Genomic DNA, 26,120 nt, shown 5'->3' with positions numbered 1-26,120 from the left:
CGAGGCCGTGACACGTTTTGCCAGAGAGACAATCAAGGCATTTGTTCCCGGTGGCCGGAGGTACCCTTCCCTACGTGAAATCCCCTCGTCCGTACTCCCCCAGATCCGGTGCGGCCGCACAGTCGCTGACCGAGCGGCGCAAGGCCGCCACCCAGCTCGACATCGCCCGCGCCGCCTGCGAGCTCTTCGCCGAACACGGCCCCGACGGCACCACCGCCGAGGACATCGCGCACCGCGCCGGCGTGGCCCTGCGCACCTTCTACCGCTATTTCCGCAACAAGCAGGACGCGGTCGCGCCGCTGCTCGCGGGCGGCGGCGAGCAGTGGCGCGCCCTGCTCGCCGAGGAGGAGCCCGGCACCCCGCTGGCCGAGGCCCTGGAACGCGCCGTCACCCGGTCCCTCAGCGGCCAGGTGGCCGTCGCCGAGGGCCTCAACTGGACCCGCGGCCTGCTCCGCGCCTCCGCCGGAGACCCGGCCCTGCGGGCCGTCTGGTACCGCGTGAACCAGGAGTCCGAGGAAGAGCTCGTCCCGGTCGTCGCCCGGCTGGCCGGCCCCTCGGCGGACCCGCTCCAGGTCCGCCTGCTGTGCGCGGCGGCCACCGACGCGATCCGGATCTCCCTGGAGGTCTGGTCCGGAACGGACGCCGACCCCACCGGCCCGGACTCCCCCGCCGAACTGGCCGTCCGCTCCCTGCGCGAACTCACCTCCGGCATGACGATCCTGTCCCGCCCCTGACAGCGGCCGGGTCCGGTGGCCGACCGGCCCCGGAGCCGTATACGAAGGAGGGCCGCCACCCGTTCGGGGTGGCGGCCCTCCTTCGCGTACGAAGAATGAGACGACCGGGCGCGGGCAGCCGACGGACCGTTAGCATCCAGCCGCTCCCCGGCAATTCGGCGGCATCCAGGTCCACGGCAGGAAGGCCCACTTGAGCGACATCGGCTCCACGGGGCGGGTTCGGCCCGCCCTTCCCGGCGACCCCTCCCGGATCGGGCCCTACCGGGTCATGGGACGGCTCGGCTCGGGCGGAATGGGCACCGTCCATGCCGCGCTCGCCCCGGACGGGGCCCGGGTGGCGGTCAAGGTGGTCCACCAGGCGCAGGCCGAAGACCCCGAGTTCCGGGCCCGCTTCCGGCGGGAGGTCCAGCTCTCGGCCCGCGTCCAGGGCCCGTGCCTGCTGCCGCTGCTGGCCGCCGACCCGGAGGCGGCCGCCCCCTGGCTGGCCACCGAGTACGCCCCCGGCCCCACGCTGGACCGGCACGTGGCGGCGTACGGCCCGCTCACGGGCGGCACCCTGTACGCGTTCGCGACGGGCACCGCGCAGGCGCTGGCCGCGATCCACTCGGCGGGCGTGGTGCACCGCGACGTGAAGCCGCAGAACGTCATCCTCGGCCCGGCCGGGCCGCGCGTCCTGGACTTCGGCATCGCGCACGCCGCCGACGGCACGTCCGTGACCCGGACCGGCGTCATGACCGGCACTCCGGGCTGGATCAGCCCCGAGCACTACCGCACGGGCAGCACCGGCCCGGAGGGCGACGTCTTCGCCTGGGCCGCGCTCGTCGCCTACGCCGCCACCGGCCGGCCCCCGTTCGGCACGGGCGCCCCGGACGTGGTCGCCTTCCGCGTGCTGTCCGGCGAGGCCGACCTCGACGGCGTCCCGGCCGATCTGCGCGGCACCCTGGAGCGCGCCCTCGCCAAGGCCCCGGCCGACCGCCCGACCGCGGCCGCGGCCGCCGGGCTGTGCTCCGGGCCGCTGGCGTCCCAGTCCACCCGGGTCCTCCCGGCCGGACCGGCGGACCCGACCCTGGTCGGCAGCCTGATCGGCGCCGCGTGGTCCGTCCCGCCACCGGACGACCCCGCCTGGCACCCGGCGGCCCCGGCGGGCGGCGCCCGGAGGCGCCTCCCCCTCGCGGTCGCCGCGGCTGCCGCCGCCGTCGGCGGCCTGGCCGGCGCGGTCCTCGCCGTACTCCCGTCCGAACCGGCAGGCAGCGCGGCTCCCGCCACGGGCACGTCGGCCGCGGCACCGGCCGGCTCCGCGGCTCCCGCATCCGCCTCGGCCCCGCCGCCGACCGGCGTACAGGCGCCCCCGGCGAGCCCCGCCGCGGCCCGTACCGGGGAGGCCACCCTCGCCACCTGGCGGGAATCACGGCCCGCGCGCGGCCAGGAGGAGAACGACGCCTACGGGGCCATGGGAACGGGGGCCTGGCTCGATGCGGTGACCTACCCCGACCAGACCCGGACGATCACCTTCCACAAGGACCGTGGCGAGGTCTACGTGGCGATGGCCGGCCACCCGCTGCCGCCCGTGGCGGTACAGGAGGTGTCCAGGATCGCCTGCCTGGGCCTGCAGGACCTGGTCAGGTCCTACCCCGGCCTCCCCTACCGCTCGTACGTGGTGGTGGACACGGCAGCGACGGGCGGTCCCGGCATCGTGTGGGAGGACGACTTCCGCCGCAACACCGAGTGCCGGACCTCGGTCACCCAGCAGCCCGCGAGCCCCGCCGCCACCGGCCGGGAGTCCTCGTGGACACCGGACATGTCCGGGCTCGGCGAGGCGATGGTCCCCAGCAGCGACCAGGCGGAGATCCGCGTCGCCCACCACGCCGACATCGCCGTCCAGGACGCGTGGCGGGCGGCCGGGGGCGAGCCCCTGGCTCCCGCGGACATGAGCGTCGGCTTCGACGGCGGCTCGGGCGTGATGTACGTGTGGGTGACCCGGCCCGGCACCGGCCAGGGCGTCCTCGACAGGTGGGCGGCCGATGCCGCGGGCCTGGCGTGCCGGGCGCTGGACGCCGAGTCCCGGTCCCGCCCGGAATGGCGCTACCGGCGGTACGCGGTCGCACTGGTCGGAGCGAGCGGCGGGAGCTTCCTGCGCTGGGGCTCGTCCGGAGGCTGCGCCGGCTGAGCCGGGAACGGCGGAGGCCCCGCGCTTCTCTCGGGGAGAAGGGCGGGGCCTCCGGGGTGGCTGCGGGAGCCGGGCCGGCTTAGAGGTCGAAGTAGAGCTCGAACTCGTGCGGGTGCGGGCGCTGCGCGATCGGGGCGATCTCGTTGGTGCGCTTGTAGTCGATCCAGGTCTGGATCAGGTCGGGGGTGAAGACACCGCCGGCCAGGAGGTACTCGTGGTCCGCCTCCAGGGCCTTGAGGACGTCCTCCAGGCTGGTCGGGACCTGCGGGACGTTCGCGTGCTCGTCGGGCGAGAGCTCGTAGAGGTCCTTGTCGATCGGCTCCATCGGCTCGATCTTGTTCTTGATGCCGTCGAGGCCCGCGAGCAGCAGCGCCGAGAAGGCGAGGTACGGGTTGGACGACGGGTCCGGGGCGCGGAACTCGACGCGCTTGGCCTTCGGGTTCGAGCCCGTGATCGGGATGCGCATGGCCGCGGAGCGGTTGCGCTGCGAGTACACCATGTTGACCGGGGCCTCGAAGCCCGGCACCAGACGGTGGTACGAGTTCACCGTCGGGTTGGTGAAGGCGAGCAGCGACGGGGCGTGCTTGAGGATGCCGCCGATGTAGTAGCGGGCGGTGTCCGACAGGCCCGCGTAACCGGCCTCGTCGTAGAAGAGGGGCTCGCCGCCGGTCCACAGGGACTGGTGGACGTGCATGCCCGAGCCGTTGTCACCGAAGATCGGCTTCGGCATGAAGGTCGCGGTCTTGCCGTTGCGCCAGGCGACGTTCTTCACGATGTACTTGAAGAGCATCAGGTCGTCGGCCGCGGCCAGCAGCGTGTTGAACTTGTAGTTGATCTCGGCCTGGCCACCGGTGCCGACCTCGTGGTGCTGGCGCTCGACCTGGAGGCCCTGGGCGTCCAGCTCGAGGGAGATCTCGGCGCGCAGGTCCGCGAAGTGGTCGACCGGGGCCACCGGGAAGTAGCCGCCCTTGATCGGGACCTTGTAGCCGCGGTTGTTCTCCGTGGAACCGGTGTTCCAGGCGCCGGCCTCGGAGTCGATGTGGTAGAAGCCCTCGTTCGCGGTGGTCGCGAAGCGCACGCTGTCGAAGATGTAGAACTCGGCCTCGGGGCCGAAGAACGCGGTGTCGGCGATGCCGGTGGAGGCGAGGTACGCCTCGGCCTTCTTCGCGATGTTCCGCGGGTCGCGGCTGTACGCCTCGCCCGTGATCGGGTCGTGGATGAAGAAGTTGATGTTCAGCGTCTTGTCGCGGCGGAACGGGTCCAGGCGCGCGGTGGTGATGTCGGCGCGGAGGGCCATGTCGGACTCGTGGATGGCCTGGAAGCCACGGATCGAGGAGCCGTCGAAGGCGAGCTCCTCCGCCGGGTCGAATGCCCGAGCCGGGATGGTGAAGTGCTGCATCACACCAGGCAGGTCGCAGAAGCGGACGTCGACGAACTTGACGTCGTTCTCCTCGATGTACTGCTTCACTTCGTCGGCGTTCTGGAACATCCAACTCCTCCTACTCCCGACCCCGGGGGAGGGACGGGTTGCATAGCTCGTGGTGCGTCAGTGCGGTGCCGCACGCTGACCCGACCATAAGCAGACGGGATTTCTCAAGCATGACCCATTTGTTTCGCACAAGTTAACCAGGGTCCCGTCCGGGAGTGCTTGAGCCACCCGGGTACCGTGTTCGGGTGGACAACAGGCAAGCAATCGGATCATGGCTCTCCGGCCCCCGTGCGGCCGCCGAGGAGATGGGTGTCGAGTTCGGCTACCCGGGTCAGCAGCTCGGCCTGCCGCAGCAGGGCCCCGGCTCGGTGGCCCGTTTCGGGAGGCGGCTGGCGGCGGTGCTGGTCGACTGGCTGGCCTGCCAGCTGATCGCGTTCGGCCTGATCACGGACCGGGACTGGGTCGCCGCGGGCAACTGGGCGCTGCCCGTGTTCGGTGTGCTGGCCGTGCTGACGGTGGGCACCGTGGGCTCCACCCCCGGAAAGCGCCTCATGGGCCTGCGGGTGGTCGCGGAGGGCGGCGGACGGCTCGGGATCCTCCGGGTGCTGCTGCGGACGGTGCTGCTGCTCCTGGTGGTGCCGGCGCTGGTCTGGGACCGTGACGGGCGCGGTCTGCACGACCGGCTCTCCCGCGCGGTCCAGGTCCGGCTCTAGAACGCGAAAGCGAAGAACGAACGCGAAGAGCGGCGAACGCGAGCAGCGAACGCGAAGAAGGGGCGTCCTCCGGTGCCGAAGGCCCGGGGACGCCCCTTCTTCGCGTCGTTCGCGTGGTTCGCGCGCGTGGTTCGCGTGCTTCGTATACGACTTTCGGGTCAGCGCATCTTTCCGCCGCGCGGCATCCGCATGCCCTTCGGCATGGGGCCCTTCGGCAGCGGCATGTTGCTCATGAGGTCGCCCATCGCCCGCAGCTTGTCGTTGACCTGGGTGACCTGGGGGCCGGGCAGGACGCGCGGGTACTTCAGGAGGGTCGTGCGGACCTTCTTGAGCGGGACCTGTCCCTCGCCGGTGCCGACGATGATGTCGTGGACCGGGACGTCGGGCAGGATGCGGGCCATCTTCTTCTTCTCGGCCGCGAGCAGGGGCTTGAGCCGGTTCGGGTTGCCCTCGGCGATCAGCACGATGCCGGCCTTGCCGACCGCGCGGTGCACGATGTCCTGGCTCCGGTTCATCGCCACGGCAGGGGTGCTGGTCCAGCCCCGGCCCACGTTGTCCAGGACGGCCGCGGCCGCGCCGGGCTGGCCCTCCATCTGCCCGAAGGCAGCCCGCTCGGCGCGCCGTCCGAAGACGATCGCGGTCGCCAGGAACGCCACCAGGAAGCCCAGGATGCCCAGGTACCACGGGTGGTCGATCAGGAAGCCGATTCCGAGGAAGACACCGAAGGTGACGATCGCCACAGCCGCGAGAATGAGACCGATCTTGGGATCGGCCTTCCGCGTCATCTTGTACGTCATGGCGATTTGCTTGAATCGCCCGGGGTTCGCAGTGTCTGCGTTCGACTTCCTCGCCATAAGGCGAAGTTTACGTGGCCTGCGGGGTCCGGGTCGCCACGGCCTCCAGCACGTGTTCGGTTTCGACCCGGTCCCGGGCCCGTCGGCGGTCCTCCAGGACGGCGCTCCAGGCGTTGCGGCGGGCTCCGCGGATCAGCATCGACTCGATGCCGCGGATGGCGTCGCCAAGGGTCGGGATGGCGATGGCGCGGACGGGCGCGGCCTGCATGGTGATCCCTCTCTCGGACTTGCTTCGGTCTTGCTTCGGTCTCTCGTCGTCGCGGTGCGTGGTGCTGTGTGCGGTGCGTGGACCCAGGTTCACCGTTCGGTGTTACTCCTGGGTGACCCTCCGGTCAAACAGGCATGAAACATCGAAACGGCCCCCACGGCTCGTCATGAACGAGCGTAGGGGCCGCGTCACTGCGGGTTACCGCAAAGTAAGAATTTGTGCGTGAGTTCACACGGTCCCGGTGACCTGCGCCGGGGACTGCTGCGCACGCTTTTCCATCGCCTGGTTGTAGAGGCGGCCGGCGCGGTACGAGGAACGCACCAGCGGGCCGGACATGACGCCCGAGAAGCCGATCTCCTCGGCCTCCTTGGCGAGCTCGACGAACTCGTCCGGCTTCACCCAGCGCTCCACGGGGTGGTGCCGCGGGGTCGGCCGCAGGTACTGGGTGATGGTGATCAGCTCGCAGCCCGCCTCGTGCAGGTCGCGCAGGGCCTCGCTGACCTCCGCACGCTCCTCGCCCATGCCCAGGATCAGGTTGGACTTGGTCACCAGGCCGTACGCGCGGGCCTTGGTGATGACCTCCAGCGAGCGCTCGTAGCGGAAGCCGGGGCGGATCCGCTTGAAGATGCGCGGCACGGTCTCGATGTTGTGCGCGAAGACCTCGGGGCGGGAGGCGAAGACCTCCTCCAGCAGCTCCGGGACGGCGTTGAAGTCCGGGGCCAGCAGCTCGACCTTGGTGTGGCCGCCCTCGCGGCCGGCGGTCTGCTCGTGGATCTGGCGCACGGTCTCGGCGTACAGCCAGGCACCGCCGTCGGCCAGGTCGTCACGGGCGACACCGGTGATGGTGGCGTAGTTCAGGTCCATGGTGACCACGGACTCGCCGACCCGGCGGGGCTCGTCCCGGTCCAGCGCCTCGGGCTTGCCGGTGTCGATCTGGCAGAAGTCACAGCGCCGGGTGCACTGGTCACCGCCGATGAGGAAGGTGGCCTCGCGGTCCTCCCAGCACTCGTAGATGTTCGGACAGCCCGCCTCCTGGCACACGGTGTGCAGGCCCTCGCTCTTCACGAGGCTCTGCATCGCCTTGTACTCGGGGCCCATCTTCGCCCGGGTCTTGATCCACTCGGGCTTGCGCTCGATGGGGGTCTGGCTGTTGCGGACCTCCAGGCGCAGCATCTTGCGTCCGTCGGGTGCGACTGCGGACACGACCGGCTCCCTGTGACTGTGATTCTTCGGCGCCCACCAGGGTACGCCCGTATTTTCGTACGCTCTTACGTCCGGCCAACCCGGGAGTGCGATGTGACATTCCCGGACGGGCCTACCCGCCGGTAGGTCAGGCGGGGGTCCCCGCGGGGGCGGGGGCCTCCACCGGGGGCTCGATCTCGCGCGGGGCAAGTACCGCCCCGGCCATCACCTCGGCCAGGTGGCGTTCGGCCACTGGCAGGACCTCGGCGATGGTGATCTCGCGGCCCAGTTCCTCCGAGAGGGAGGTCACACCGGCGTCCCGGATCCCGCAGGGGATGATCCGGTCGAACCAGGTGCTGTCCGGGTTCACGTTGAGGGCGAAGCCGTGCATGGTGACGCCCTTGGCCACGCGGATGCCGATGGCGGCGAGCTTGCGGTCCTCGCGGCGCTGGCCGGCGTTGGAGGGGGCGTACTCGGGGCCGTTCAGCCGGGGGTCGAACTCCTCGTCGGCCAGACGCGGGTCGAAGTCCAGGGACAGGCCGCCGATCTTCGGGCGTTCCCCGACGGGGTCGCCGAGCACCCAGACGCCGCTGCGGCCCTCGATCCGGGTGGTCGCCAGGCCGAAGTCGGCGGCGGTGCGGATCAGCGCCTCCTCCAGCCGGCGGACGTGGGCGACCACGTCGACCGGGCGGGGCAGCTTCATGATCGGGTAGCCGACCAGCTGGCCCGGGCCGTGCCAGGTGATCTTGCCGCCGCGGTCCACGTCCACCACGGGGGTGCCGTCGAGGGGGCGCTCGCTGTCGGCGGTGCGCCGGCCCGCGGTGTAGACGGGCGGGTGCTCCAGGAGCAGGCAGGTGTCCTCGATCTCGTCGGCGAAGCGGGCCGCGTGGACGCGCCGCTGCTCCTCCCATGCCTCGGTGTACTCGACCGCCTCCGGGCCGAAGCCCAGTCGGACAAACCGCAGCTCAGCCACCGCAGCGCCTCCTCGTAGAACCTGCCGTATGCACGTAACGCACTCAGCAAGGGTACGGCGGGGTCGTATTCCGCTTCCGGCGGCCCCGCGGCCGGTCCGGGTCCTCCTCCGCGCGGGGCAGCCGCCGGTGCCCTTCGGAGTGGTCGTTGACCCAGCCGCAGACCCCGCAGGCGTAGCGGCCGTCCAGGCCCGCGATGAGCGTGCCGCAGCGCCGGCACTCCGACTCGGTCAGCTCGGGTGCGGGCAGCGGGGCGGTGGTCTCGGGGACGGCCCGGTCGGGGGTGGCCGCACCGCGGGGGTCCGCTCCGGGCGGCGGGTGGTGCAGCTGGTGGTGCGGGCGGCTCATGGGGCGCAGCGTACGCGGGGATGACACCCCCGGCCGTAAAGAGCCGTGCAGATTCTGCACACGATCGGATGAATGTGGGGCAGAGCGGGCGGTGTGAGGGAAGTTCGCCGCTACATTCACGCCGTTCACAGGGCCGGGTGACCGGTCCGTCACCCCAGGAGACCGTGGAAGCTGATGACGGAACGACCTGCGCAGCGCGTCCCCAACCGGCAGCTCGCTGCGCTGATCGCGGAAGCGGGCTTCTCCAACGCGGGGCTGGCCCGCCGGGTCGATCAGCTCGGCCTCGAACACGGACTGGACCTCCGGTACGACAAGACCTCCGTGACCCGGTGGCTGCGCGGGCAGCAGCCGCGCGGCACCACCCCGGCGCTGATCGCGGAGGTGTTCACCCGGCGGCTGGGGCGGCGGCTCTCGGCGCAGGACCTCGGACTCGACGCGTGCGCCCCGGTCTACGCCGGGCTGGAGTTCGCGGCCACGCCCGAGGAGGCCGTGGACATCGCGAGCGGGCTGTGGCGCAAGGACTCGGGTTCGCACGCGGAGCTGCGGAAGATCGCGTTCACCCCGGCCGGGCTGGTCGTCCCGAGCCGGGACTGGCTGATCGGCCGGGCCGACGAGCGGGTCGGCCGCGCGGACGCGGCGGCGGCCCGGGTCCCGCTGCAGGGCCGGCCGGCCCAGGTGCCCCGGCAGCGGCAGGTCGACCGGGGGCCGGGGCAGCGGGTGACCCCCGGGGACATCGCCGCGCTGCGTTCGGTGGCGGAGCTCTTCCGGACGCTGGACCAGACGTACGGCGGCGGGCACGCGCGGCAGGCGCTGGTGCGGTACCTGGAGCACGAGGCGGAGCCGATGCTGCGCGGCACGTACGGGGAGACCACGGGGCGGCGGCTGTTCGCGGCCGCGGCGGACCTGACCCGGCTGGCGGGCTGGACCTCGTACGACATCGCCGCGCACGGGCTGGCCCAGCGGTACTTCGTGCAGGCGCTGCGGCTGGCCCAGGCGGCGGGCGACCGGGCGTACGGCTCGTACGTGCTGGTCACCATGAGCCGGCAGGCGGTCTACCTGGGGCACGGCCGGGAGGCGGTGCAGCTCGCGCGGGTCGCGCAGCAGGGGGTGGGCTCGGGGCCGCCGCCGGTGGTGCAGGCCCTGCTGCACTCCTCGGAGGCGCGGGGGCACGCGGTGCTGGGCGAGGTCCGGGCGGCGACGGCCTCGCTGGTGCGGGCGGAACGGGCGCTGGGCGCGGGCCGGCCCGGGGACGACGTACCGCACTGGGCCCGCTTCTACGACGAGGCGCAGCTGGCGGACGAGTTCGCCCACTGCCACCGGGACCTGCAGCAGTACCGGGCGGCGGCGCAGCACGCGGAGCGCTCGCTGCAGCTCCGCGCGGCGGGCCTGGCCCGGTCCCGGCTGTTCTGCCGGGTGGTCCTGGCCACGGCGCGGCTGGGGCTGGGGGAACTGGAGCAGGCGTGCGCGCTGGGCGCGGAGGCGGCGCAGCAGGCGCACGAGATGCGGTCGGTGCGGGCGGTGGAGTACGTACGGGACTTCGAGCGCCGGCTGGAGCCCTACCGGGAGGCGGCCGCGGTACGGCAGTACCGCGACCGCGTCTCGACCCTCCAGTGAGGCACGGTCCCGGCCCCGGCCGTTGCCCCGGCCTGTGCCCCGGCCGTTGCCCCGGCCTCTGCCTGGCCGGGGCCGGGCGGGGCCGGGGCGGGAAGCGTGAGCGGTCCGGCCGCGGTCAGGCCGCGGCCGGGACGGCCGGGTCGGGGGCCGGGAGCGGGATGCCGAGGTCGCGGAGGATCGCGGCGGCGGCGCGCCGGGAGGAGTGGAGGGCGCCCGGCACGGTGTTGGTGTCGCGGTGGTCCCCGCACACGTAGAGCCCGGACAGCACCCGGACCGGCCGCCGCATGTCGTACGGCGGCGGCATGGCCGGTACGGCCTCGGCGGTGTGGTGCACGGCGAGCAGGTCCCAGTCGCCGGTGGCCGTGTCGTACAGCCGGGCCAGCCGGGAGGCCACCGTCCGCATCGGCGGCGGCGGGCCGAGCACCGTGGTGGTGACCAGGGCGCGTCCGGCGGGGGCCCGGGTGGGGTCGACCGCGCTCATCACGACGGTGTGCGAGACCGGCCACCGCGGGTCCGCGTCCACGAGCAGCGAGCCGTCCCAGGACAGCGGTCCGGGGGTCGCGTGGTGCAGCACGGTGATCTCGTGGAAGGCCGGCACCCGGAGCCCCGGCAGCAGTTCCGCCGCCGCCCGCGCCCCCGTGGCGAGCAGGACGGACCGACATCGGAACTCGCCGTGGTCCGCGGTGGTGACCACGTTCACCGAGACCGACCGGACCCGGACCCCGGTCAGCACCGTGCCCGGCGGCAGCGCCGCGGCAAGCCGCTCCGGCAGGGCCGCCGCGCCGCCCTCCGGCACCGCCAGCCGCCCCTGGGCGAAGGCGCGCAGCGCCAGGTCCGCGACCCTGCTGGACGTACCCAGTGCCGGATCGCAGAGCAGGGTCGCGAGCAGCGGCCGCAGCAGGGCCCCGCCGCGGGCCGGCAGGGCGGCCTCGGCGGTGCGCTCCGGCCTGGCGAGCAGCCGTTCCGCCGGGGTGGCGGCCAGCCGCCCGAGGAGGGCGGCCATCCGGGCCTGGTCCAGCGAGCGGCCGGCCAGGGCACGGACCGGGGTGACCGTGCCGGCGCGGAGCCGGCGGCCGTCCTCGGTGTGGACCAGCGCGCCCGGTGCGAAGGGGCGCAGCACCAGGTCCTCCAGCCCGGGTGTGCGGTCGAGTTCCGGATGGGAGGTGTCGAGGAACCGGCCGATCCGGTCCAGCCGGAAGCCCTCGCCCGTCACTTCCGTGGCCATCCTGCCGCCGGGGTCGTCCGCGGCCTCCAGGACGGCGACCGAGACCCCCGCCGCGATGAGGTGGTGTGCCGCGGCGAGTCCTGCGACTCCGGCCCCCACAATGACGACGTCTGCGTGGTGTGCGCTGCTGAGCACGTGCCCCTCCCCGAGGTCGGCGCGGCTTGTCTGGTCCTCTTTCCCCAACGGGATCCAGGAATACCCGAGTTCGGGGCCAGAATTACGACGGGATCCGGACGCACATCGGTCGCTTCCGGGGCACGGACGGTCGCACACCGGTCGGTGTCCGATCGTGTGGGGTCAGAACGGGACCGAACGGGGCTCATCGCGGCCCGGACGGGCTCGCGAGTGGCCCGGACGGGCTCACGCGTGGCCCGGTACGACCCGGAGGGGATCGGGGACCGCGCGAAGGGGTCAGGGACCGCGCGAAGGGGATCGGGGGTGGTGCCGGAGACCGTGCCGGAGGCGATCGGGGACGGTGGCGGAGAGGAGCGGGACCGGAGAGGGCCGGGCCCCAGGGGCCGGTCTACCCGCTAGCCGCGGTCCAGTGCCGCGCGGAGCGCGCCCTCGACGTCCGGGTACCGGAAGGCGAAGCCGGATTCCAGCAGCCGTGCGGGCCGGGTCCGGTGACTGCCCAGCACGTCCTGCGCCATCTCCCCCAGGGCCAGCCGCAGCGCCGGGGCCGGCACCGGGAACGGCGTCGGCCGGCGCAGCACCCGCCCCATCGCCGCGGTGATGTCGCGGTTGGTCCGCGGTTCGGGGGCGCACACGTTGACCGGTCCGGACAGCCCGGGAGTGTCGAGCAGGTGGCGCAGCGCCGCGACGTGGTCGGGCAGGGCGATGAACGGCCAGTACTGGCGGCCGTCGCCGAGCCTGCCGCCGAGGCCGGCCCGGAACAGCGGGAACATCCGGCCCCAGGCCCCGCCCTCCCGGGCCACGACCAGGCCGGTGCGCGCGAAGACGGTGCGTACGCCCGCCTCGTGGGCGGGAGCGGCGGCGGCCTCCCAGGCCACGCACACCGAGGGCAGGAAGCCCTCGCCCGCCGGGAAGCCCTCGTCGACCACCCGGTCGCCGGTGTCGCCGTAGTAGCCGACGGCGGAGGCGTTGAGGAACACCGCCGGCCGCTGGTCGAGGGCGGCGACCGCCCGGGCCAGGGTGCTCGTGCCGACCACCCGGCTGTTGCGGATCTCCTTCTTGTACGCCTCGGTCCACCGGCGGTCGCCGACGCCGGCGCCGGCCAGGTTCACCACGGCCGCGCAGCCGGCCAGTGCGGCCGGGTCCACATAGCCGGTGCCGGGGTCCCAGCGCGCCTCGTCGGCGGCGGCGGGCGTGCGGCGTACGAGGCGGACCACCTCGTGGCCGTCGGCGCGCAGCGAACGGACGAGGGCCGTGCCGATGAGTCCGGTGGAGCCGGTGACCGTGATCCGCATGTGCCTCATTGTGCGGGAGCGCGCGCCCGTGCGTACGGGCCCGCGCCGAACTGCCGGGGCGGGTTCGCCGGGGCGGGTTCGCCGTCGGCAGCCGGCTCGGGTTCACCGGTGCCGGGACGTTCGGCGCCGGGACGTTCGGTCCCCGGCACCCGGCCGTCGTACGGCTAGCCGGACCCGAGCAGGCTGCCGACGGCGTACGTGACGGCCATGGCGAGGGCGCCGCCCAGCACGTTGCGCAGCACCGCGCGCCGCGGCGGCGCCTCGCCCAGCCGGGCGCTGAGCAGGCCGCACACGACGAGGGCGAGCAGTACGGCGGCCACCGTGACCGGAACCCGCTGCGAGGGCTCGGGCAGCACGATCGCGAGCAGCGGCAGCAGCGCGCCGACGGTGAAGGCGGCGAAACTGGCGAGGGCCGCGTGCCAGGGGTTCGCAAGCTGGTCCGGCTCGATGCCGAGCTCGACCCGGGCGTGGGCGCGCAGCGCGTCGCGCTCGCTGAGCTGTACGGCGGCCTCCCGGGCCACGTCACTGCTGAGGCCGCGCCGGGCCAGCAGGTCGGTGAGCTCGTCGAGTTCCGCCTCGGGGTCCTCGGCGAGTTCGCGGCGTTCCTGTTCCAGGGCGGCCTGCTCGGAGTCCCGCTGGGAGCTGACGGACACGTACTCCCCGGCCGCCATGGACAGCGAGCCGGCCAGCAGCCCGGCGACCCCGGCGGTGAGGACCTCGGTCCGGGAGGTGGTCGCGCCGGCCACGCCCACCACCAGGCCGGCGGTGGAGATGATCCCGTCGTTCGCGCCGAGCACCCCCGCGCGGAGCCAGTTGAGGCGGGTGCTCATGGCGGCGCCCTGTCCCTCGGCGCCCTGTCCCTCGGCGCCCTGTCCCTCGGCGTGCGGTTCCCGGGCCTGCGGCTTCCGGGCCTGCGGCTTCCGGGCCTGCGGCTTCCGGGCGTGTGGATCCCGGCCGTGCGGCTTCCGGGCGGGCGCGTGCGGATCGTCTGCCACGGGACCACTCTCGGGGCGGCGGGGCCCGGCGGCCACCCGGGGGAACCCCGCACGGCCTGGCCGGGGTGCGCGGGCCAGGTCCCGGCATGAGGGTGGAGGGGTGAGACGGGGACGCCGACACGGACGCCAGGAGCCGGGGTGGCTGCGCGGGGCGCCGCCGCCGCGCTGGGCACGTGCCGCGCCGGTGGTGGTCACGGTGGTGCTGGTGGCCGCGCAGCGGGCCACACCGGGCACCGTGGAGCTCGGCTACTTCCTGGCCGCGGTGCCGCCGATGGCCGCGTTCGCGTACGGGGCGACCGGTACGGCGGTCTTCGCCGTGGGCGTGGTGATGCTGTTCGCCCTGTCCGCGCTGGGGGTGGGGGTCGGCAACGCCCAGGGCACGGACCTGTACACGGTCGCGACCGTGGGGCTGCTCAGCGTGGTCATCGCCTGGGTGCGCAAGCGCCGGGACGCCCAGCTGGTGAGCGTACGGACGGTGGCGGAGGCGGCGCAGCTGGCCGTGATGCCACCGGTGCCCGAGGAGGTGGGGCCGGTGCGCTGCGCGGGGCTGTACCGGGCGGCGCAGCAGGGCACGCTGGTCGGCGGTGACCTGTACGACGTACGGATCAGCCCGTACGGGGTGCGGGCGCTGGTCGGGGACGTACAGGGGCACGGGCTGGCGGCGGTGGGGACGGTCGCCTCGCTGCTCGGCGCCTTCCGCGAGGGGGTGCTGGACGATCCGGAGCTGGGCGAGGTGGCCGCCCGGCTGGACCGGCGGCTGGTCGAGGACGCGGCCGGGGAGGAGAACACGGAGCTGTTCGCCACGGCGCTGCTGGTGGAGTTCCCGCCCGGCCGGGACCTGGTGCGGGTGGTCTCCTGCGGGCACCCTCCGGCGCTGCTGTTGCGCGGGCCGACGGCGGAGGAGGTCGCGGTGGATCCGGCGCCCCCGCTGGGGCTGGGGCTGCTGGGGGCGGTGCCGCCGGCCGTGGTCGACGTACCGGTGCGGGCGGGCGACCGGCTGCTCGTGCACACCGACGGGGTGACGGAGGCCCGGGACGCGTCGGGGTACTTCTACCCGCTGCTGCGGCGGGTGACGGTGGTGTCGCTGCCGGGGGACCCGCCGGCGGAGGTGGTGTCGGCGGTGTGGCGGGACCTGGCGGCCTTCACGGAAGGCGGCCCGCGGGACGACGTGGCGGTGCTGGTGCTGTCCGTCCCGGCGGGGGCGGGGCCGGCCTGAGGGCGCGGCCGGGATCCGGAGGGGCGGAGCGGCCGGGATCCGGAGGGGCGGACAGGGTATGGCCGCTTTGTTGTGATGATGTGCGCAATTCGTGGCGAGGGGTCCCGCGCGGCCGGTTCTCGTGGTTCCCTCGACGGCGACAGAACCGGAAGCCGGACGTCCGAAGCCGGCGGCCGAGCGAAAGGGGATCCGGGCATGCGGGTACCTCGGAAGTACCGGCGGCGCATGGCGCTGGCCACGGCGACGGCTGCTGCCGCCGGCCTCCTCGTCGGTGTGGTCTGGTCCGGCCTGGACGATTCCGCGGCCGGTGCCGGCGCGGGTACCGGAAGCGGCTCCGGCACCCACACCGGCCTCGTACGGGTCGTGGACCCCGCCCCCGACCCGGCCCCGGCGCCCGGAGGGCTCACCGGGTCCGTGTGATCCGCCGGGCCGGTGCGGGTCCACACCACGGGCGGCGCCTGAGCGGGCGTCGCGTCAGTGGGCGTCGCGGATCAGGGAGCGCACCATCCGGCACGTGGTGTTGGACGGGCGCCGTATGCCGGTCCGGACGGCCATGTTGCGGATCTTGCGGTTGGTGGCGCGCTCCGCGTCGTACGTGCCGGAGTCGAGCAGGGTTATGGCCAGGCGCATGGCCTTGAGGCGGCGGTTGTGGGACTCGTACCACTCGCGCGGCAGACCCGCCGGAAGGGGCTTCTTCCTCGGCGGGGAAATGATCGCGGCAGCGGCCATCTACAGCCTCCCAAACGGTAGTTGGCGTTCTGTCGTTCTGCCTTCGATTCTACTTTCCGGCACTGACAAAGGCGCTGGCCAGGCAGCTTGCGCGGAGGCCCCGGCAGGGGCGCGGGGGACGGCGGCGGCCCCCTAGGCTGGGGGCATGGAGATCTGGATCAATCCCGCGTGTTCCAAGTGCCGCAGCGCGGTGCAGCTGCTCGACGCCGAGGGCGCGGAGTACACCGTGCGGCGCTACCTGGACGACGTGCCCGACGAGGCCGAGATCCGCGAGGTGCTGGGCCGGCTGGGGCTGGAGCCGTGGGACATCACCCGTACGTCGGACCCGCTCGCGAAGGAGACCGGCGTGCGGGAGCTGCCGCGGGAGGAGACGGCGGAGGCGCGGGACCGGTGGATCGCGCACCTGGCGGCGCACCCGAAGCTGATCCAGCGGCCGATCATCACCGCCGACGACGGCACGGCAGTGGTGGCCCGCACCGACGAGGCAGTCCGCGACGCCCTCGCCCGCAGGGCCTGACCTCCCCGAGGTGTGGGTGCCGGCCCGCCGAGGTGTGGGCAGGCGTTCCGCCGGGCGATGGGGGTCCCACCCCCCTGTTCGAGCGAAGTCGAGAACTTGGGGGTGGGGGTCCCCCCGGACGGAGTCTGGGGGGTGGGCACACCGGAACGCCGCCCGACGGGCTCGCTCCCGCCCGGCCGAAGCCCCGCTCTGCTCCGCTGAAGCGGTGCCCCCTTGGGCGCGGCATCACGCCGACCCGCCGGGGCCGTCGCCCGGGGAGCCGCACGTAGGGTCGGCACATGACCCGTGACGGCAGCGACCTGCACCTGGAGCTTCCCCCGGAGGGCCCCCGCAGGCCCGCGCTCGTGCGGGCGCTCCGCGAGGCCGTGCGGAGCGGCCGGCTCGCCGGCGGGACCCGGCTGCCGCCGTACCGCGCGCTCGCCGCCGACCTCGGCATCGCGCGGGGCGCCGTCGCCGACGCGTACGCCGAGCTCGTCGCCGAAGGCTGGCTCACCGCCCGGCAGGGCTCCGGCACCCGGGTCCCCGAGGGCCTGGCGCGAGCCGAAGGCATGGGCGAGGGCATGGGCGAGGGCGCGGGCAAGAGCGCGGCGCGAGCCGAAGGTCCGGCCGACGGGATGGCGCGCGCCGCGGGTCCGGCGCCCGCCGCCTCCCCCGCCCGCTTCGATCTCGCACAGGGCAAGCCCGACCCCGCCGCCTTCCCCCGCACCGCATGGGCCGCCTCCGCCCGCCGCGCCGTCCTCGCCGCCCCCTCCGACGCCTTCGGCCCCGGCGACCCCCGCGGCCGCCCGGAGCTGCGCCGGGCCCTCGCCTCGTACCTCGCCCGGGCCCGCGGCGTACGGGCCGACCCCGATCGGGTCGTCGTCTGCTCGGGCTTCGCCAACGCGCTGCGGCTGCTCGCCGCCGTCCGCCCCCGGGACTGGGCCGTCGAGGGCTACGGCCTGCCCTTCCACCACGGGATCCTGGACGCCGCCGGCATCCGCCCGCACCCCGTGCCCGTGGACGACGACGGCGCCCGGACCGACCTCCGGGACGTCCTCGCCTCCCCCGTCCGGACGCTGCTGCTCACCCCCGCGCACCAGTTCCCGACCGGCGCCACCCTGCACCCCTCCCGCCGGGCGGCCGCCGTGGAGTGGGCCCGCTCGCACCCCGGAGCGCTGGTCGTGGAGGACGACTACGACGGGGAGTTCCGCTACGACCGCAAGCCGGTCGGCGCCCTGCAGGGCCTGGCCCCGGGCCACGTCGTCTACGCCGGATCGCTGAGCAAGAGCCTCTCCCCCGCCATCCGGCTCGGCTGGCTGGTGCTGCCGGACGGCGTGCGCGACGAGGTGCTGGCGGCCAAGGGCGTACGGGAGTCCTGGGCCGGCGCCCCGGACCAGCTGGCACTGGCGGACTTCCTGGAGTGCGGCGCGTACGACCGCCAGGTGCGGCGGATGCGGCAGCGCTACCGGGACCGGCGCGACCGCCTCGTCGCCGCACTGGCGGCCGGGGCTCCGGAGGTCCGGGTGACCGGGATCGCGGCCGGCCTGCACGCGGTGCTGGAGTTGCCGCCCGGCACCGAGCCGGCCGCCCTGGAAGCCGCCCGCGCGGCCGGCATCGCCCTCGACGGGCTGTCCGGCTACCGCCACCCCGCACACCCGGCCACCTCCGCCGGAACCGTCCGCGAGGGACTCGTCGTCGGATACGCCGCCCTGCCCGACCGGGCGTTCACGGAGGCCCTGGCGGCGCTCGTCCGCGTGGTCGCGGAGGTCACCCGGGCCACCTGAGCCGCCCAAGCCACCCTGAGCCGCACGGGTCGCGCGAGCCGCCCGAACCACCCGAGCCGCCGGAGCCCATCCGAGTCGCCGGAGCCACCCGAGTCGCCCGCGACATCCGGGGCACCGCAGGTCACGGCCGCCTACGGACATCCGACAGCCGGGTCTCGTAGGGTGGGCCAGGTCGGACAAAAGCCCTCGAACGGGCCAATATCAACCACCCGAGCGGAAGGAACGCCGTGACCGCCGACCAGCCGGCCCCCGCCCCGGACCAGGGCCCGCGCCGCACTCCGGCCCCCGACCCGGCCCCCGCCCCCACCCCGGACGCCGAAGGAGACCCGGACGCCCTCGCCCCCGTCCCACCCGAGGTGCAGGACCTGCTGTTCGGCGCGGTGTACGGCACGGTCCTGGCCAGCGGCCTGCTCGCCGCACTGCAGCGGAAGGGCGACGAGTACACCCCCTTCTACGACGCCAGCTGGGTGCTGGTGACGGCGATCACCGCCGCGCTCGCCCACGGGTACGCGCACCACATGTCCTCCCACCGGAGCGGCTCGGCGGGCCACCGGTGGCAGCTGCTGATGATCACGCTCTGGCGGGAGTGGCCGATGGTGGCGGCCACCCTTCCCACCGTGCTGCTGCTGGCGCTGGCCGGGGTCGCCGGATGGGCCGAGCCCGACGCCACCACCGCGGGCCTCGCCCTGAACACCGCCCTGCTGTTCACCTGGGGCACGTTCATCGCCCTGCGCCGGGGCTACCGCATGGCGTCCGCGCTGGCGATCGGCGGGGCCGACGCCTGCATCGGCGTCGCGATCATCGTGGCCAACGCGCTGATCAAGTAGACCGGCAGACCGTCGGCCCGGCAGACCGGCAGACCGGCGGCCCGTCAGCCCGGCAGACCGGCAGACCTTCAGCCGGCCCCGCCGACAGGCCCGCCCGCCGCAGCCGGCCCCTCGGCCCCGGCCGGTCCGTCCACCCCGGCCGGTCCGTCCACCCCGGCCGGTCCGTCCACCCCGGCCGGTCCGTCCGCCGCGGCCAGTCGGTCCTCCGCCGCCGCCAGGATCTCGGTCAGCCGGAGGCCGAACGACGCCCCGCGCGGGTCGGGCACCCCGGTGCGGGCCGCGGTGAGCAGCGCGTCCACCGCCCGCCCGTACGCGCCCGGCACGTCGCCCCAGTCGGGCAGCGCGAACACGCCCTCGGAACCGCGCAGCTCCAGGCCGACCCCGGCCGCCGCGCGCGGCGCGGCCAGGGTGAGCACGGCGGTGCTGGCGGCGCCGGAGTCGTGCCGGAGCAGCAGGGTGACCGTACCGGCGGGCCCGCGGGCGGCGGTGACGTCGGTGACGTCGCCGAGCACCGGGATCAGGACGGACAGGGCGTGCGGCCCGACGTCCCACAGCCCGCCCTTGGCGCGGCGCCAGGGCGAGTCGGCGTACGGGCTGGGCGCACCCGCCGCGCCGGCGTCGCCGCCGGGTCCGAAGACCGCGCCGAGCCAGTGCGCGGACGCGGTGAACCAGCCCTTCCGGCCCGCCTGTTCGGCCACCCAGCCGGCCGCGGGCTCGGCGAACCGGAGGGTGAGGAAGACGACCGAGGCCACTCCGTGCCGGTCGGCGGCCTCGGCGACGGCGCGGGCGTCGGCGACGTTCGTGGCGACCGGCTTGTCCAGCAGCAGGTGGCAGCCGGCCGCGGCGGCACGGACGGCCAGCGGGGCCTGGACGTCCGGCGGCAGGGCGAAGGCCACGGCGTCACAGTCCGCGAACAGCGCGTCGGGGTCCTCGTACACCTTCACGCCGTGCTTCTCCGCGAGCCCGGCGGCGGCCTCCGGGCGGCGGCCCCAGACCCCGGCGAACTCGGAGCCGGCATGGGCGGCGAGGGCGGGGGCGTGGGTGCGGTGGGCCCAGGGACCGGTGCCGAGCAGGCCGATGCGGGGCAGGGGGCCGGGACGGCCACTCGACTCGGCGGTCAAATCGTACGAAATGGTCACGCGGCCAGTCTGCCCTACGGGCCGACCCCCGGACGGACGCACCCCGCCCGACCCGCACCGCGGGCCCGACCTGGGCCGGAACCCCCGGTAACACGGGGTTCACACACGGGCAACGGAAGGGAAATCGCGACGGGGCACGCTGCGGTCATCACCGCAGCGACCCGCAGCACCCGCAGTGCCCGGCAGCACCCGCACCCGTATGCAGCACCCGCAGAGTCTGAGGATGGGGCCCCGTGAGCTACAAGGCTGAGTACATCTGGATCGACGGCACCGAGCCGACCGCGAAGCTTCGCTCCAAGACGAAGGTCCTCGAAGACGGTGCGGAGCTCCCCGTGTGGGGCTTCGACGGTTCGAGCACCAACCAGGCCGAGGGCCACGCCTCCGACCGCGTGCTGCAGCCGGTCTTCTCCTGCCCGGACCCGATCCGCGGCGGGAACAACGTACTGGTGCTGTGCGAGGTCCTGAACATCGACATGACCCCGCACTCCTCCAACACCCGGGCCCTGCTCCGGCCGGTGGCCGAGAAGTTCGCCGGGCAGGAGGCGATCTTCGGCATCGAGCAGGAGTACACCTTCTTCGACGGGGCCCGCCCGCTCGGCTTCCCGGTCGGCGGCTTCCCGGCCGCGCAGGGCGGCTACTACTGCGGCGTCGGCTCGGACGAGATCTTCGGCCGCGAGATCGTCGAGAAGCACCTGGACAACTGCCTGGCCGCCGGACTGGCCATCTCCGGCATCAACGCCGAGGTCATGCCCGGCCAGTGGGAGTTCCAGGTCGGCCCGATCGGCCCGCTGGAGGTTGCCGACCAGCTGTGGATCGCGCGCTGGCTGCTCTACCGCACGGCCGAGGAGTTCAACGTCTCGGCCACGCTCAACCCCAAGCCGGTGCAGGGCGACTGGAACGGCGCCGGCGCGCACACCAACTTCTCCACGAAGGCGATGCGCGAGGACTACCGCGCGATCATCGCCGCGTGCGAGGCGCTGGGCGAGGGCAGCAAGCCGATGGACCACGTGAAGAACTACGGCGCGGACATCGACAAGCGCCTGACGGGCATGCACGAGACCGCCCCGTGGAACGAGTTCAGCTACGGCGTCTCGGACCGCGGCGCCTCGGTCCGCATCCCGTGGCAGGTCGAGAAGGACGGCAAGGGCTACATCGAGGACCGCCGCCCGAACGCGAACGTGGACCCGTACGTGGTGACCCGGCTGATCGTGGACACCTGCTGCACCGGACTGGAGAAGGCCGGCCTGGTCTGACCCGCCCCGCACTCCTCTCCGCACGCACTCCGTACGCACGGCGCCCGCCGGGACTCCTCCCGGCGGGCGCCGCCGCGTTCCCGGGACCGCCGGAGTGCCGGAGCGCCGGCGTGCCCAGCATGCGATACGGACACATGCGGGCCACCTCGCCGAAACAACGGAATGGCTCCTTCAATTCAGGACAAATCCGAAATGCGGCGCTGAATATGAGACTCCGATCCATTGGCTGAGACGCGCACTGCCCCTGGTGGCCCCTGTCTGCTTCAATATCGCCATGGCCAGCCACCCGCACACCTCGACAGGTCGCAGCGACCTCGAGCCGTTCTGGCCCTCCCGTCAGCACCACGACTTCGACCGGGTGTGTTGTCGCGCGGAGAACGCGCCGACCCTCTAACGCCTTCCCGGACCCGACACCACACCGGTTCCCCGAAGTCCTTCGGTCTGCGCGGCACGACTACGACGCAATGCGTCCGCACCTCGTCCAGTCTTCTGCCGACTCGCGTGAAAGAGCTGACCACTCATGGCGAACACCCGTACCCTCTCCTCCGCTGCGACCGCGCCCCATCCCCACGCGTCCGCCCCCGCCGCGTTCCCCCGGCACCGGCTGCGCGCCGTGGACCGGGACGAGGTGGCCCGGGTCGTGGACCTGCTGCCGCCCGGCGCCACCTGGCTGCCCGCGCCGGCGCACACCCTGCCGACCCTCCCGGGCCAGCCGCCGATGATCGGCTACCTGGTCCTCGTACCGGCCGACCAGCAGCCGCCGCTCGGCCTCGTACCGCGCCCCGCCGTCCCGGCGGCCGCTCCCGACCAGACCGCCGCCGGCGCACCCGCTCCGACCGCGTCGGCGTCGGCCGTCACCGGGGACGCCCTCGTACGGATCGACGCGGCGCGGCGCACCGCCGAGGTCGACGGGCGCGTCCTGGACCTGACCTACCTGGAGTTCGAGCTGCTCGCCCACCTGGTCGCGCACCCGCACCGGGTGCACAGCCGGGACCAGCTGGTCACCACGGTCTGGGGCTACGGCCACGTCGGGGACGGCCGCACCGTCGACGTCCACGTCGCCCGGCTGCGCCGGAAGCTCGGCGCGCAGCACCGCGGCTCGATCCAGACGGTCCGCCGGGTGGGCTACAAGTACGCACCCTGAGCATGACGGCGGGCCCGTACTCCCCCCTCCGGGAGTACGGGCCCACCCGCATCACGCGGTGAGCGCACGAGGTGCACACCTCACGCGGTGCTCACCCCACGCGACGCTCACCTCGTGCGCCGCTCACCGTCAGGCCGCGGCGGCCTTGTCGCGGCGCCCGGCCACCAGGCCGAGCAGTACGTCGACCACCAGGAACGCCACCAGGCTGATCCCCAGCAACGGGACGAACCACCCGACCAGCGCCGTCACCGCCGCCAGCGGCAGCAGCACGGTCACCGGCAGCTTCCGCCAGGCGCCGCGCGGCTGCGCCCGGCCGACGGACAGGGCCCGCTCCTTGGTGGGACGGCGCAGCCACCACATGCGGTAGCCCCAGAACACCAGGAACATCAGCCCGATCGCGAGTGCCGCCAGGGCCAGCTGGTTGACCAGGCCGAACAGCAGGCCCATGTGGACGTCGATGCCGAAACGGGTCAGCTGGGCGAGCAACGGGTAGTCCGCGAAACGGAGTTCGTCCATCACCCGGCCGTCCGCCGGGTCCACGGACACGGCGTCCAGGTGGACCGGGAAGGTCTTGTCCCGCTCCTTGACGACATAGCCCTTGCCGTTCGCCGGCATGGTGATCTGCACGCTTTCGGTCACCCCGGCGGCCCGCGCGGCCGCGAGGACCTTGTCGACGCCGACGTCGACGCGCGGCGGCATCACCATGTTGCCGTCGGCGTCGATCTTGTGGCCGGCGTGCTCGTCGGCGCCCGCGTCGGCGCCGCCGCCGATGGAGGCGGAAACGGACGGGGTGGCCCCGCCGAGCCGGTCCTGCAGCTGCCCGATGTTCTCACCGGCGTACGTCGACCAGGTCAGGCCGGTGGCGGAGAGCACCACCAGGCCGGCGGCGGCCCACAGGCCGACCGCACCGTGCCAGGACAGCGTCCGGCGGCGGCCCGGCGCCGCCTTGCGGTCCGGCACCAGCAGCTGCGCCTTGCGGTCGCGCCGCCGGCCGATCCACAGGGCGAGGCCGCCGAGCGCGACCACCCACATCCAGCTGGCCGCGAGCTCGCTGTAGATGCGTCCGGATTCGCCGAGCTGGAGGCTGGCGTGGAACTCGCTCAGCCAGGCGCGCAGCGGGAGCGCGTCACCGGAGGTGGCGAGCTTGCCGCGGACCTCGGCCGTGTAGGGGTCCACGAAGACGGTGAGGGTCTCCTCCGCACCGACCTCGGGGCTCTCCATGACCACCCGGGTGGTCGCCTCGGCGTCGGGTCCGGGCCAGACCCCGACGACCTCGCCCTTGGGGGCGGCCTCCTGGGCGGCCTTGACCTGCTCGCTCAGCGGCAGGGCGGACTGGCCGACCTTCGCGACGGTCAGCTCGTCCGAGTAGATGATCTTCTCGGCCTGGAAGGAGAGGGCGTAGAGCAGCCCCGTCACGGCGGCCAGGAAGAGCAGCGGGGCGATGAGGACGCCCGCGTAGAAGTGCAGGCGCAGCAGCAGGGGGCGGACGGCCGCCCAGCCGCTCTTGCCTGTCTTGCCGGCCTTGCCGGCCTTGCCGGCCCAGGGGGCTCCGGGGCCGTCGGAGGTCGGGGCGGCTGCCGCCCCGGGGTTCCCGTCGTTCTTGTCGTTCTCGTCCCGGACGCGGGTGTCCGGTATGCCGTCAATGGCCATGACAGTCCTAGGTGTGGGCGAAGACATGGGGAAATCGGCCCCAGGTCACGCCGGTTCGCTCAGGCGAAGACAGGACGGACGGGAGCCGTGGCGCGGGTGCGGAGCCCCCGCGGCGGACCCCGCCGGACCACGGCATGGGCGTGCACGGCCCCGCGCAGCCGGCGCGGGGGTGCGTACGGCCGGGCGAACGCGGGGCGGGCCGGCGGTACGGGAACCGAGGCCCGTACGAGGGCCAGCACCCGGCGCAGCGGTCCGGCGGCCGCGGCTGCGCGTACGCGCAGGGCGCGCGCCAGCCGGAAGACGGCGGCTTCGCCGCGGGCCAGCCACAGCGCGCAGAACAGTCCGGCGAGCACGTGGGCGGCCACCATGCCGAGCCCCCCGTGGCCGGCCATGCCCGCCATGTCACCCATGGCCGTACCCATGTCGGCACCGGCGCCGGCACCGGCACCCATCTCCATGCCCGCGTGAATGCCCGGGTGCATGCCCGAGTGCATGCCCGCGCCCATGTGCATGTCGGCACCCGTGTGAGTGCCCATGTGCACGGCCGCGCCCGCATGCACGGCCGCCCCCGCGTCGGCGCCGCCGCCCGCCGCCGCGCCGGCCTGAGCCGCCGAGAAGACCGTGTGCAGGACGCCCTGGACGGCCAGGAGCGAGAGGGCGATGCCCGCCGGACCGCGGCGCCGGCCGGCGCCCAGCCAGGCGAGTGCGGCCGTCACCCCGAAGGCGGCCACCAGACCTGCGATCGGTACATCCGTGCCGGACATGGACGAATGCCCCATCGCGGCCAATGCCACGCACACCGCCGCGAACATCGCGGCCCGTGTGACGCGCATCGGCGCGGATTCCCTTGGCATGGCCGCTCCATGGTGCCACCCCCCGCGCGGCCCGGGGAGGGCGGGTGAGCTGCGAGGTGTCACACGCCCGGGTCGGGCACGAGATCACCGTCGATTACCTTTCCTCAACAAAACATCGGAAAATCACATGACTCAGCTGTGCAGCTGAGCCGGTCGTCCGGCCCCCGGGCCGTCCGGCCGGCCGGCCCGTTCGTGCCCCAGGAGCCGCCACCATGACCGCCATCGCGTCCACCACCGTCGCCAACCTCCGCGACCTCGGCGGCACCCCGCTCGCCGACGGCCGCACCGTCCGCAGCGGCCTGGTGTTCCGCTCGGGGCAGCTCGACCGGCTGGACCTGGCGGCCGACCCGGCGGTGGCCGCCATGGGCGTGCGCACGGTCCTGGACTTCCGCACCGGCGCCGAGCGCGGCGACCACCCCGACCGGGTCCCCGAGGGCGCCCGCCTGCTGGTGGAGGACGTACTGGCGGACAAGATGAACTCGGGCCGGGTTCCGGTGGCCGCGCAGCTCAAGGACGTCCTCTCCGACCCGGTGATGGCGGAGGAGCACCTCGGTGGCGGCAAGGTGGAGGCGCTGTTCGGCGACATCTACCGGTCCTTCGTCGGCTCCGCCTCCGGCCAGGCCGCCTACCGCACCCTGCTGACCGAGCTCGCCGACCCCGCGGCCGGCCCGGTGCTGTTCCACTGCACGGCGGGCAAGGACCGCACCGGATGGGGCGCGACCGTGGTCCTGGCCCTGCTCGGTGCGGACGACGAGACCCTGATGGCCGAGTACCTGTCGGTCAATCCGGCGGTCCGGCAGGCCTTCGCCCCGATGATCGAGGGCTTCACGGCGGCCGGTGGCAACCCGGACATCGCGCTGGCCCTGATCGGCGTGGTCCCGGCGTACCTGGAGGCCGCGCTGGACGAGGTCGGCACGCGCTACGGGTCGATGGAGAAGTACGTCCGCGAGGGCCTGGGCGTCCCGGACGAGACGGTCGAGGCGCTGCGCGCCCGCCTGATCGACGGCTAGGGCCCGTCCGACCCCGACCCCGACCCCGATCCCGCCGGACGGGCCGTGGGCGGCGTCCCTCGGATCCCGTGCCGGGCCGGAAACGGCCGTGGGGGGGGGGGGGGGGCCCGGGCGCGCCCCCCCAAATAAAGCGGCGGGGCCGCGGACCGAG

25 protein-coding genes are annotated in these 26,120 nt (G+C 74.1%); 12 read left to right on the top strand and 13 right to left on the bottom strand.

The window, feature by feature from the left end:
• Positions 1–74 precede the first annotated feature (74 nt).
• Both AB0O36_RS17115 and AB0O36_RS17110 read left to right on the top strand, forming a co-directional pair.
• Positions 75–734: a TetR family transcriptional regulator gene (locus tag AB0O36_RS17115; protein ID WP_365110445.1), complete on the top strand. Its 660-nt coding sequence runs from the start codon at positions 75–77 to the stop codon at positions 732–734.
• 190 nt (positions 735–924) lie between these two features.
• Positions 925–2,901 carry a serine/threonine-protein kinase gene (locus tag AB0O36_RS17110; protein ID WP_365110442.1) on the top strand — a complete coding sequence of 659 codons (1,977 nt, stop codon included), beginning with the start codon at positions 925–927 and terminating at the stop codon, positions 2,899–2,901.
• Between the two features lie 79 nt (positions 2,902–2,980).
• Here AB0O36_RS17110 and glnA read toward each other — a convergent pair whose 3' ends face one another.
• The gene (gene glnA / locus AB0O36_RS17105) at positions 2,981–4,390 is read right to left on the bottom strand and encodes a type I glutamate--ammonia ligase (protein ID WP_365110439.1); all 1,410 of its coding nucleotides are present in this window, start codon (positions 4,388–4,390) and stop codon (positions 2,981–2,983) included.
• A 185-nt stretch (positions 4,391–4,575) separates the two neighbouring features.
• Here glnA and AB0O36_RS17100 point away from each other — a divergent pair, with 185 nt between their 5' ends.
• Entirely contained in the window at positions 4,576–5,043 is a 468-nt protein-coding gene (locus AB0O36_RS17100; protein ID WP_365110436.1) for an RDD family protein, read from the top strand.
• A 158-nt stretch (positions 5,044–5,201) separates the two neighbouring features.
• Here AB0O36_RS17100 and AB0O36_RS17095 read toward each other — a convergent pair whose 3' ends face one another.
• The 5 genes from AB0O36_RS17095 to AB0O36_RS17075 all read right to left on the bottom strand — a co-directional run bounded on the left by AB0O36_RS17095 (position 5,202) and on the right by AB0O36_RS17075 (position 8,606).
• Positions 5,202–5,897, bottom strand: a complete 696-nt coding sequence (locus AB0O36_RS17095; RefSeq protein WP_365110433.1) for a DUF4191 domain-containing protein — start codon at positions 5,895–5,897, stop codon at positions 5,202–5,204.
• Between the two features lie 10 nt (positions 5,898–5,907).
• Entirely contained in the window at positions 5,908–6,105 is a 198-nt protein-coding gene (locus AB0O36_RS17090; RefSeq protein WP_365110431.1) for a hypothetical protein, read from the bottom strand.
• Positions 6,106–6,333: 228 nt separating this feature from the next.
• Positions 6,334–7,308 (bottom strand): lipoyl synthase, encoded by a 975-nt coding sequence (gene lipA, locus AB0O36_RS17085; protein ID WP_365110428.1) that lies wholly within the window; start codon positions 7,306–7,308, stop codon positions 6,334–6,336.
• 127 nt (positions 7,309–7,435) lie between these two features.
• Positions 7,436–8,260, bottom strand: a complete 825-nt coding sequence (lipB, locus tag AB0O36_RS17080; RefSeq protein WP_365110427.1) for a lipoyl(octanoyl) transferase LipB — start codon at positions 8,258–8,260, stop codon at positions 7,436–7,438.
• Between the two features lie 43 nt (positions 8,261–8,303).
• Positions 8,304–8,606: a hypothetical protein gene (locus AB0O36_RS17075; protein WP_365110425.1), complete on the bottom strand. Its 303-nt coding sequence runs from the start codon at positions 8,604–8,606 to the stop codon at positions 8,304–8,306.
• A 174-nt stretch (positions 8,607–8,780) separates the two neighbouring features.
• On the opposite strand from AB0O36_RS17075, the gene AB0O36_RS17070 reads away from it, so the two are divergent.
• Positions 8,781–10,220, top strand: coding sequence for a regulator (locus AB0O36_RS17070; protein ID WP_365110423.1), 1,440 nt, complete (start codon positions 8,781–8,783; stop codon positions 10,218–10,220).
• A gap of 115 nt (positions 10,221–10,335) precedes the next feature.
• Here the strand turns inward: AB0O36_RS17070 and AB0O36_RS17065 are convergent, their stop codons facing one another.
• From AB0O36_RS17065 to AB0O36_RS17055, 3 genes are all read right to left on the bottom strand, one after another.
• Positions 10,336–11,580: an FAD-dependent oxidoreductase gene (locus AB0O36_RS17065; RefSeq protein ID WP_365110421.1), complete on the bottom strand. Its 1,245-nt coding sequence runs from the start codon at positions 11,578–11,580 to the stop codon at positions 10,336–10,338.
• A 395-nt stretch (positions 11,581–11,975) separates the two neighbouring features.
• Positions 11,976–12,881: a TIGR01777 family oxidoreductase gene (locus AB0O36_RS17060; RefSeq protein ID WP_365110418.1), complete on the bottom strand. Its 906-nt coding sequence runs from the start codon at positions 12,879–12,881 to the stop codon at positions 11,976–11,978.
• A 155-nt stretch (positions 12,882–13,036) separates the two neighbouring features.
• On the bottom strand, positions 13,037–13,702 hold the full coding sequence (locus AB0O36_RS17055; protein ID WP_365110597.1) for a VIT family protein: 666 nt from the start codon (positions 13,700–13,702) through the stop codon (positions 13,037–13,039).
• A 265-nt stretch (positions 13,703–13,967) separates the two neighbouring features.
• On the opposite strand from AB0O36_RS17055, the gene AB0O36_RS17050 reads away from it, so the two are divergent.
• Both AB0O36_RS17050 and AB0O36_RS17045 read left to right on the top strand, forming a co-directional pair.
• Positions 13,968–15,083 (top strand): PP2C family protein-serine/threonine phosphatase, encoded by a 1,116-nt coding sequence (locus tag AB0O36_RS17050; protein ID WP_365110415.1) that lies wholly within the window; start codon positions 13,968–13,970, stop codon positions 15,081–15,083.
• Positions 15,084–15,278: 195 nt separating this feature from the next.
• Complete coding sequence (locus AB0O36_RS17045) at positions 15,279–15,503, top strand: hypothetical protein (protein ID WP_365110412.1); 225 nt, start codon at positions 15,279–15,281, stop codon at positions 15,501–15,503.
• Positions 15,504–15,557: 54 nt separating this feature from the next.
• On the opposite strand, the gene AB0O36_RS17040 is transcribed toward AB0O36_RS17045, so the two are convergent.
• Entirely contained in the window at positions 15,558–15,812 is a 255-nt protein-coding gene (locus tag AB0O36_RS17040) for a hypothetical protein (protein ID WP_365110409.1), read from the bottom strand.
• 145 nt (positions 15,813–15,957) lie between these two features.
• Here AB0O36_RS17040 and AB0O36_RS17035 point away from each other — a divergent pair, with 145 nt between their 5' ends.
• The 3 genes from AB0O36_RS17035 to AB0O36_RS17025 all read left to right on the top strand — a co-directional run bounded on the left by AB0O36_RS17035 (position 15,958) and on the right by AB0O36_RS17025 (position 18,919).
• Positions 15,958–16,329, top strand: a complete 372-nt coding sequence (locus AB0O36_RS17035) for an ArsC/Spx/MgsR family protein (RefSeq protein WP_365110407.1) — start codon at positions 15,958–15,960, stop codon at positions 16,327–16,329.
• A gap of 278 nt (positions 16,330–16,607) precedes the next feature.
• Positions 16,608–18,092 (top strand): PLP-dependent aminotransferase family protein, encoded by a 1,485-nt coding sequence (locus AB0O36_RS17030; RefSeq protein ID WP_365110404.1) that lies wholly within the window; start codon positions 16,608–16,610, stop codon positions 18,090–18,092.
• A 227-nt stretch (positions 18,093–18,319) separates the two neighbouring features.
• Positions 18,320–18,919, top strand: coding sequence for a hypothetical protein (locus AB0O36_RS17025; protein WP_365110402.1), 600 nt, complete (start codon positions 18,320–18,322; stop codon positions 18,917–18,919).
• A gap of 68 nt (positions 18,920–18,987) precedes the next feature.
• On the opposite strand, the gene AB0O36_RS17020 is transcribed toward AB0O36_RS17025, so the two are convergent.
• The gene (locus AB0O36_RS17020) at positions 18,988–20,058 is read right to left on the bottom strand and encodes a Gfo/Idh/MocA family oxidoreductase (protein WP_365110399.1); all 1,071 of its coding nucleotides are present in this window, start codon (positions 20,056–20,058) and stop codon (positions 18,988–18,990) included.
• Positions 20,059–20,291: 233 nt separating this feature from the next.
• Between AB0O36_RS17020 and glnII the strand changes: the two genes are divergently transcribed.
• Both glnII and AB0O36_RS17010 read left to right on the top strand, forming a co-directional pair.
• On the top strand, positions 20,292–21,311 hold the full coding sequence (glnII, locus tag AB0O36_RS17015; RefSeq protein WP_365110397.1) for a glutamine synthetase: 1,020 nt from the start codon (positions 20,292–20,294) through the stop codon (positions 21,309–21,311).
• Between the two features lie 520 nt (positions 21,312–21,831).
• A complete protein-coding gene (locus AB0O36_RS17010; protein WP_365110394.1) occupies positions 21,832–22,455 on the top strand; it encodes a winged helix-turn-helix domain-containing protein in 624 nt (207 codons plus the stop codon).
• A 129-nt stretch (positions 22,456–22,584) separates the two neighbouring features.
• On the opposite strand, the gene AB0O36_RS17005 is transcribed toward AB0O36_RS17010, so the two are convergent.
• Both AB0O36_RS17005 and AB0O36_RS17000 read right to left on the bottom strand, forming a co-directional pair.
• A complete protein-coding gene (locus tag AB0O36_RS17005) occupies positions 22,585–24,105 on the bottom strand; it encodes a PepSY domain-containing protein (RefSeq protein WP_365110392.1) in 1,521 nt (506 codons plus the stop codon).
• 59 nt (positions 24,106–24,164) lie between these two features.
• Positions 24,165–24,938, bottom strand: a complete 774-nt coding sequence (locus tag AB0O36_RS17000; RefSeq protein WP_365110389.1) for a hypothetical protein — start codon at positions 24,936–24,938, stop codon at positions 24,165–24,167.
• Between the two features lie 233 nt (positions 24,939–25,171).
• On the opposite strand from AB0O36_RS17000, the gene AB0O36_RS16995 reads away from it, so the two are divergent.
• Complete coding sequence (locus AB0O36_RS16995; RefSeq protein WP_365110387.1) at positions 25,172–25,969, top strand: tyrosine-protein phosphatase; 798 nt, start codon at positions 25,172–25,174, stop codon at positions 25,967–25,969.
• Positions 25,970–26,120: the final 151 nt, after the last annotated feature.

This window comes from Streptomyces sp. NPDC089799 (assembly GCF_040684755.1).
Classification (GTDB): domain Bacteria; phylum Actinomycetota; class Actinomycetes; order Streptomycetales; family Streptomycetaceae; genus Streptomyces.
This window is presented reverse-complemented; position numbering and strand designations above follow the sequence as displayed.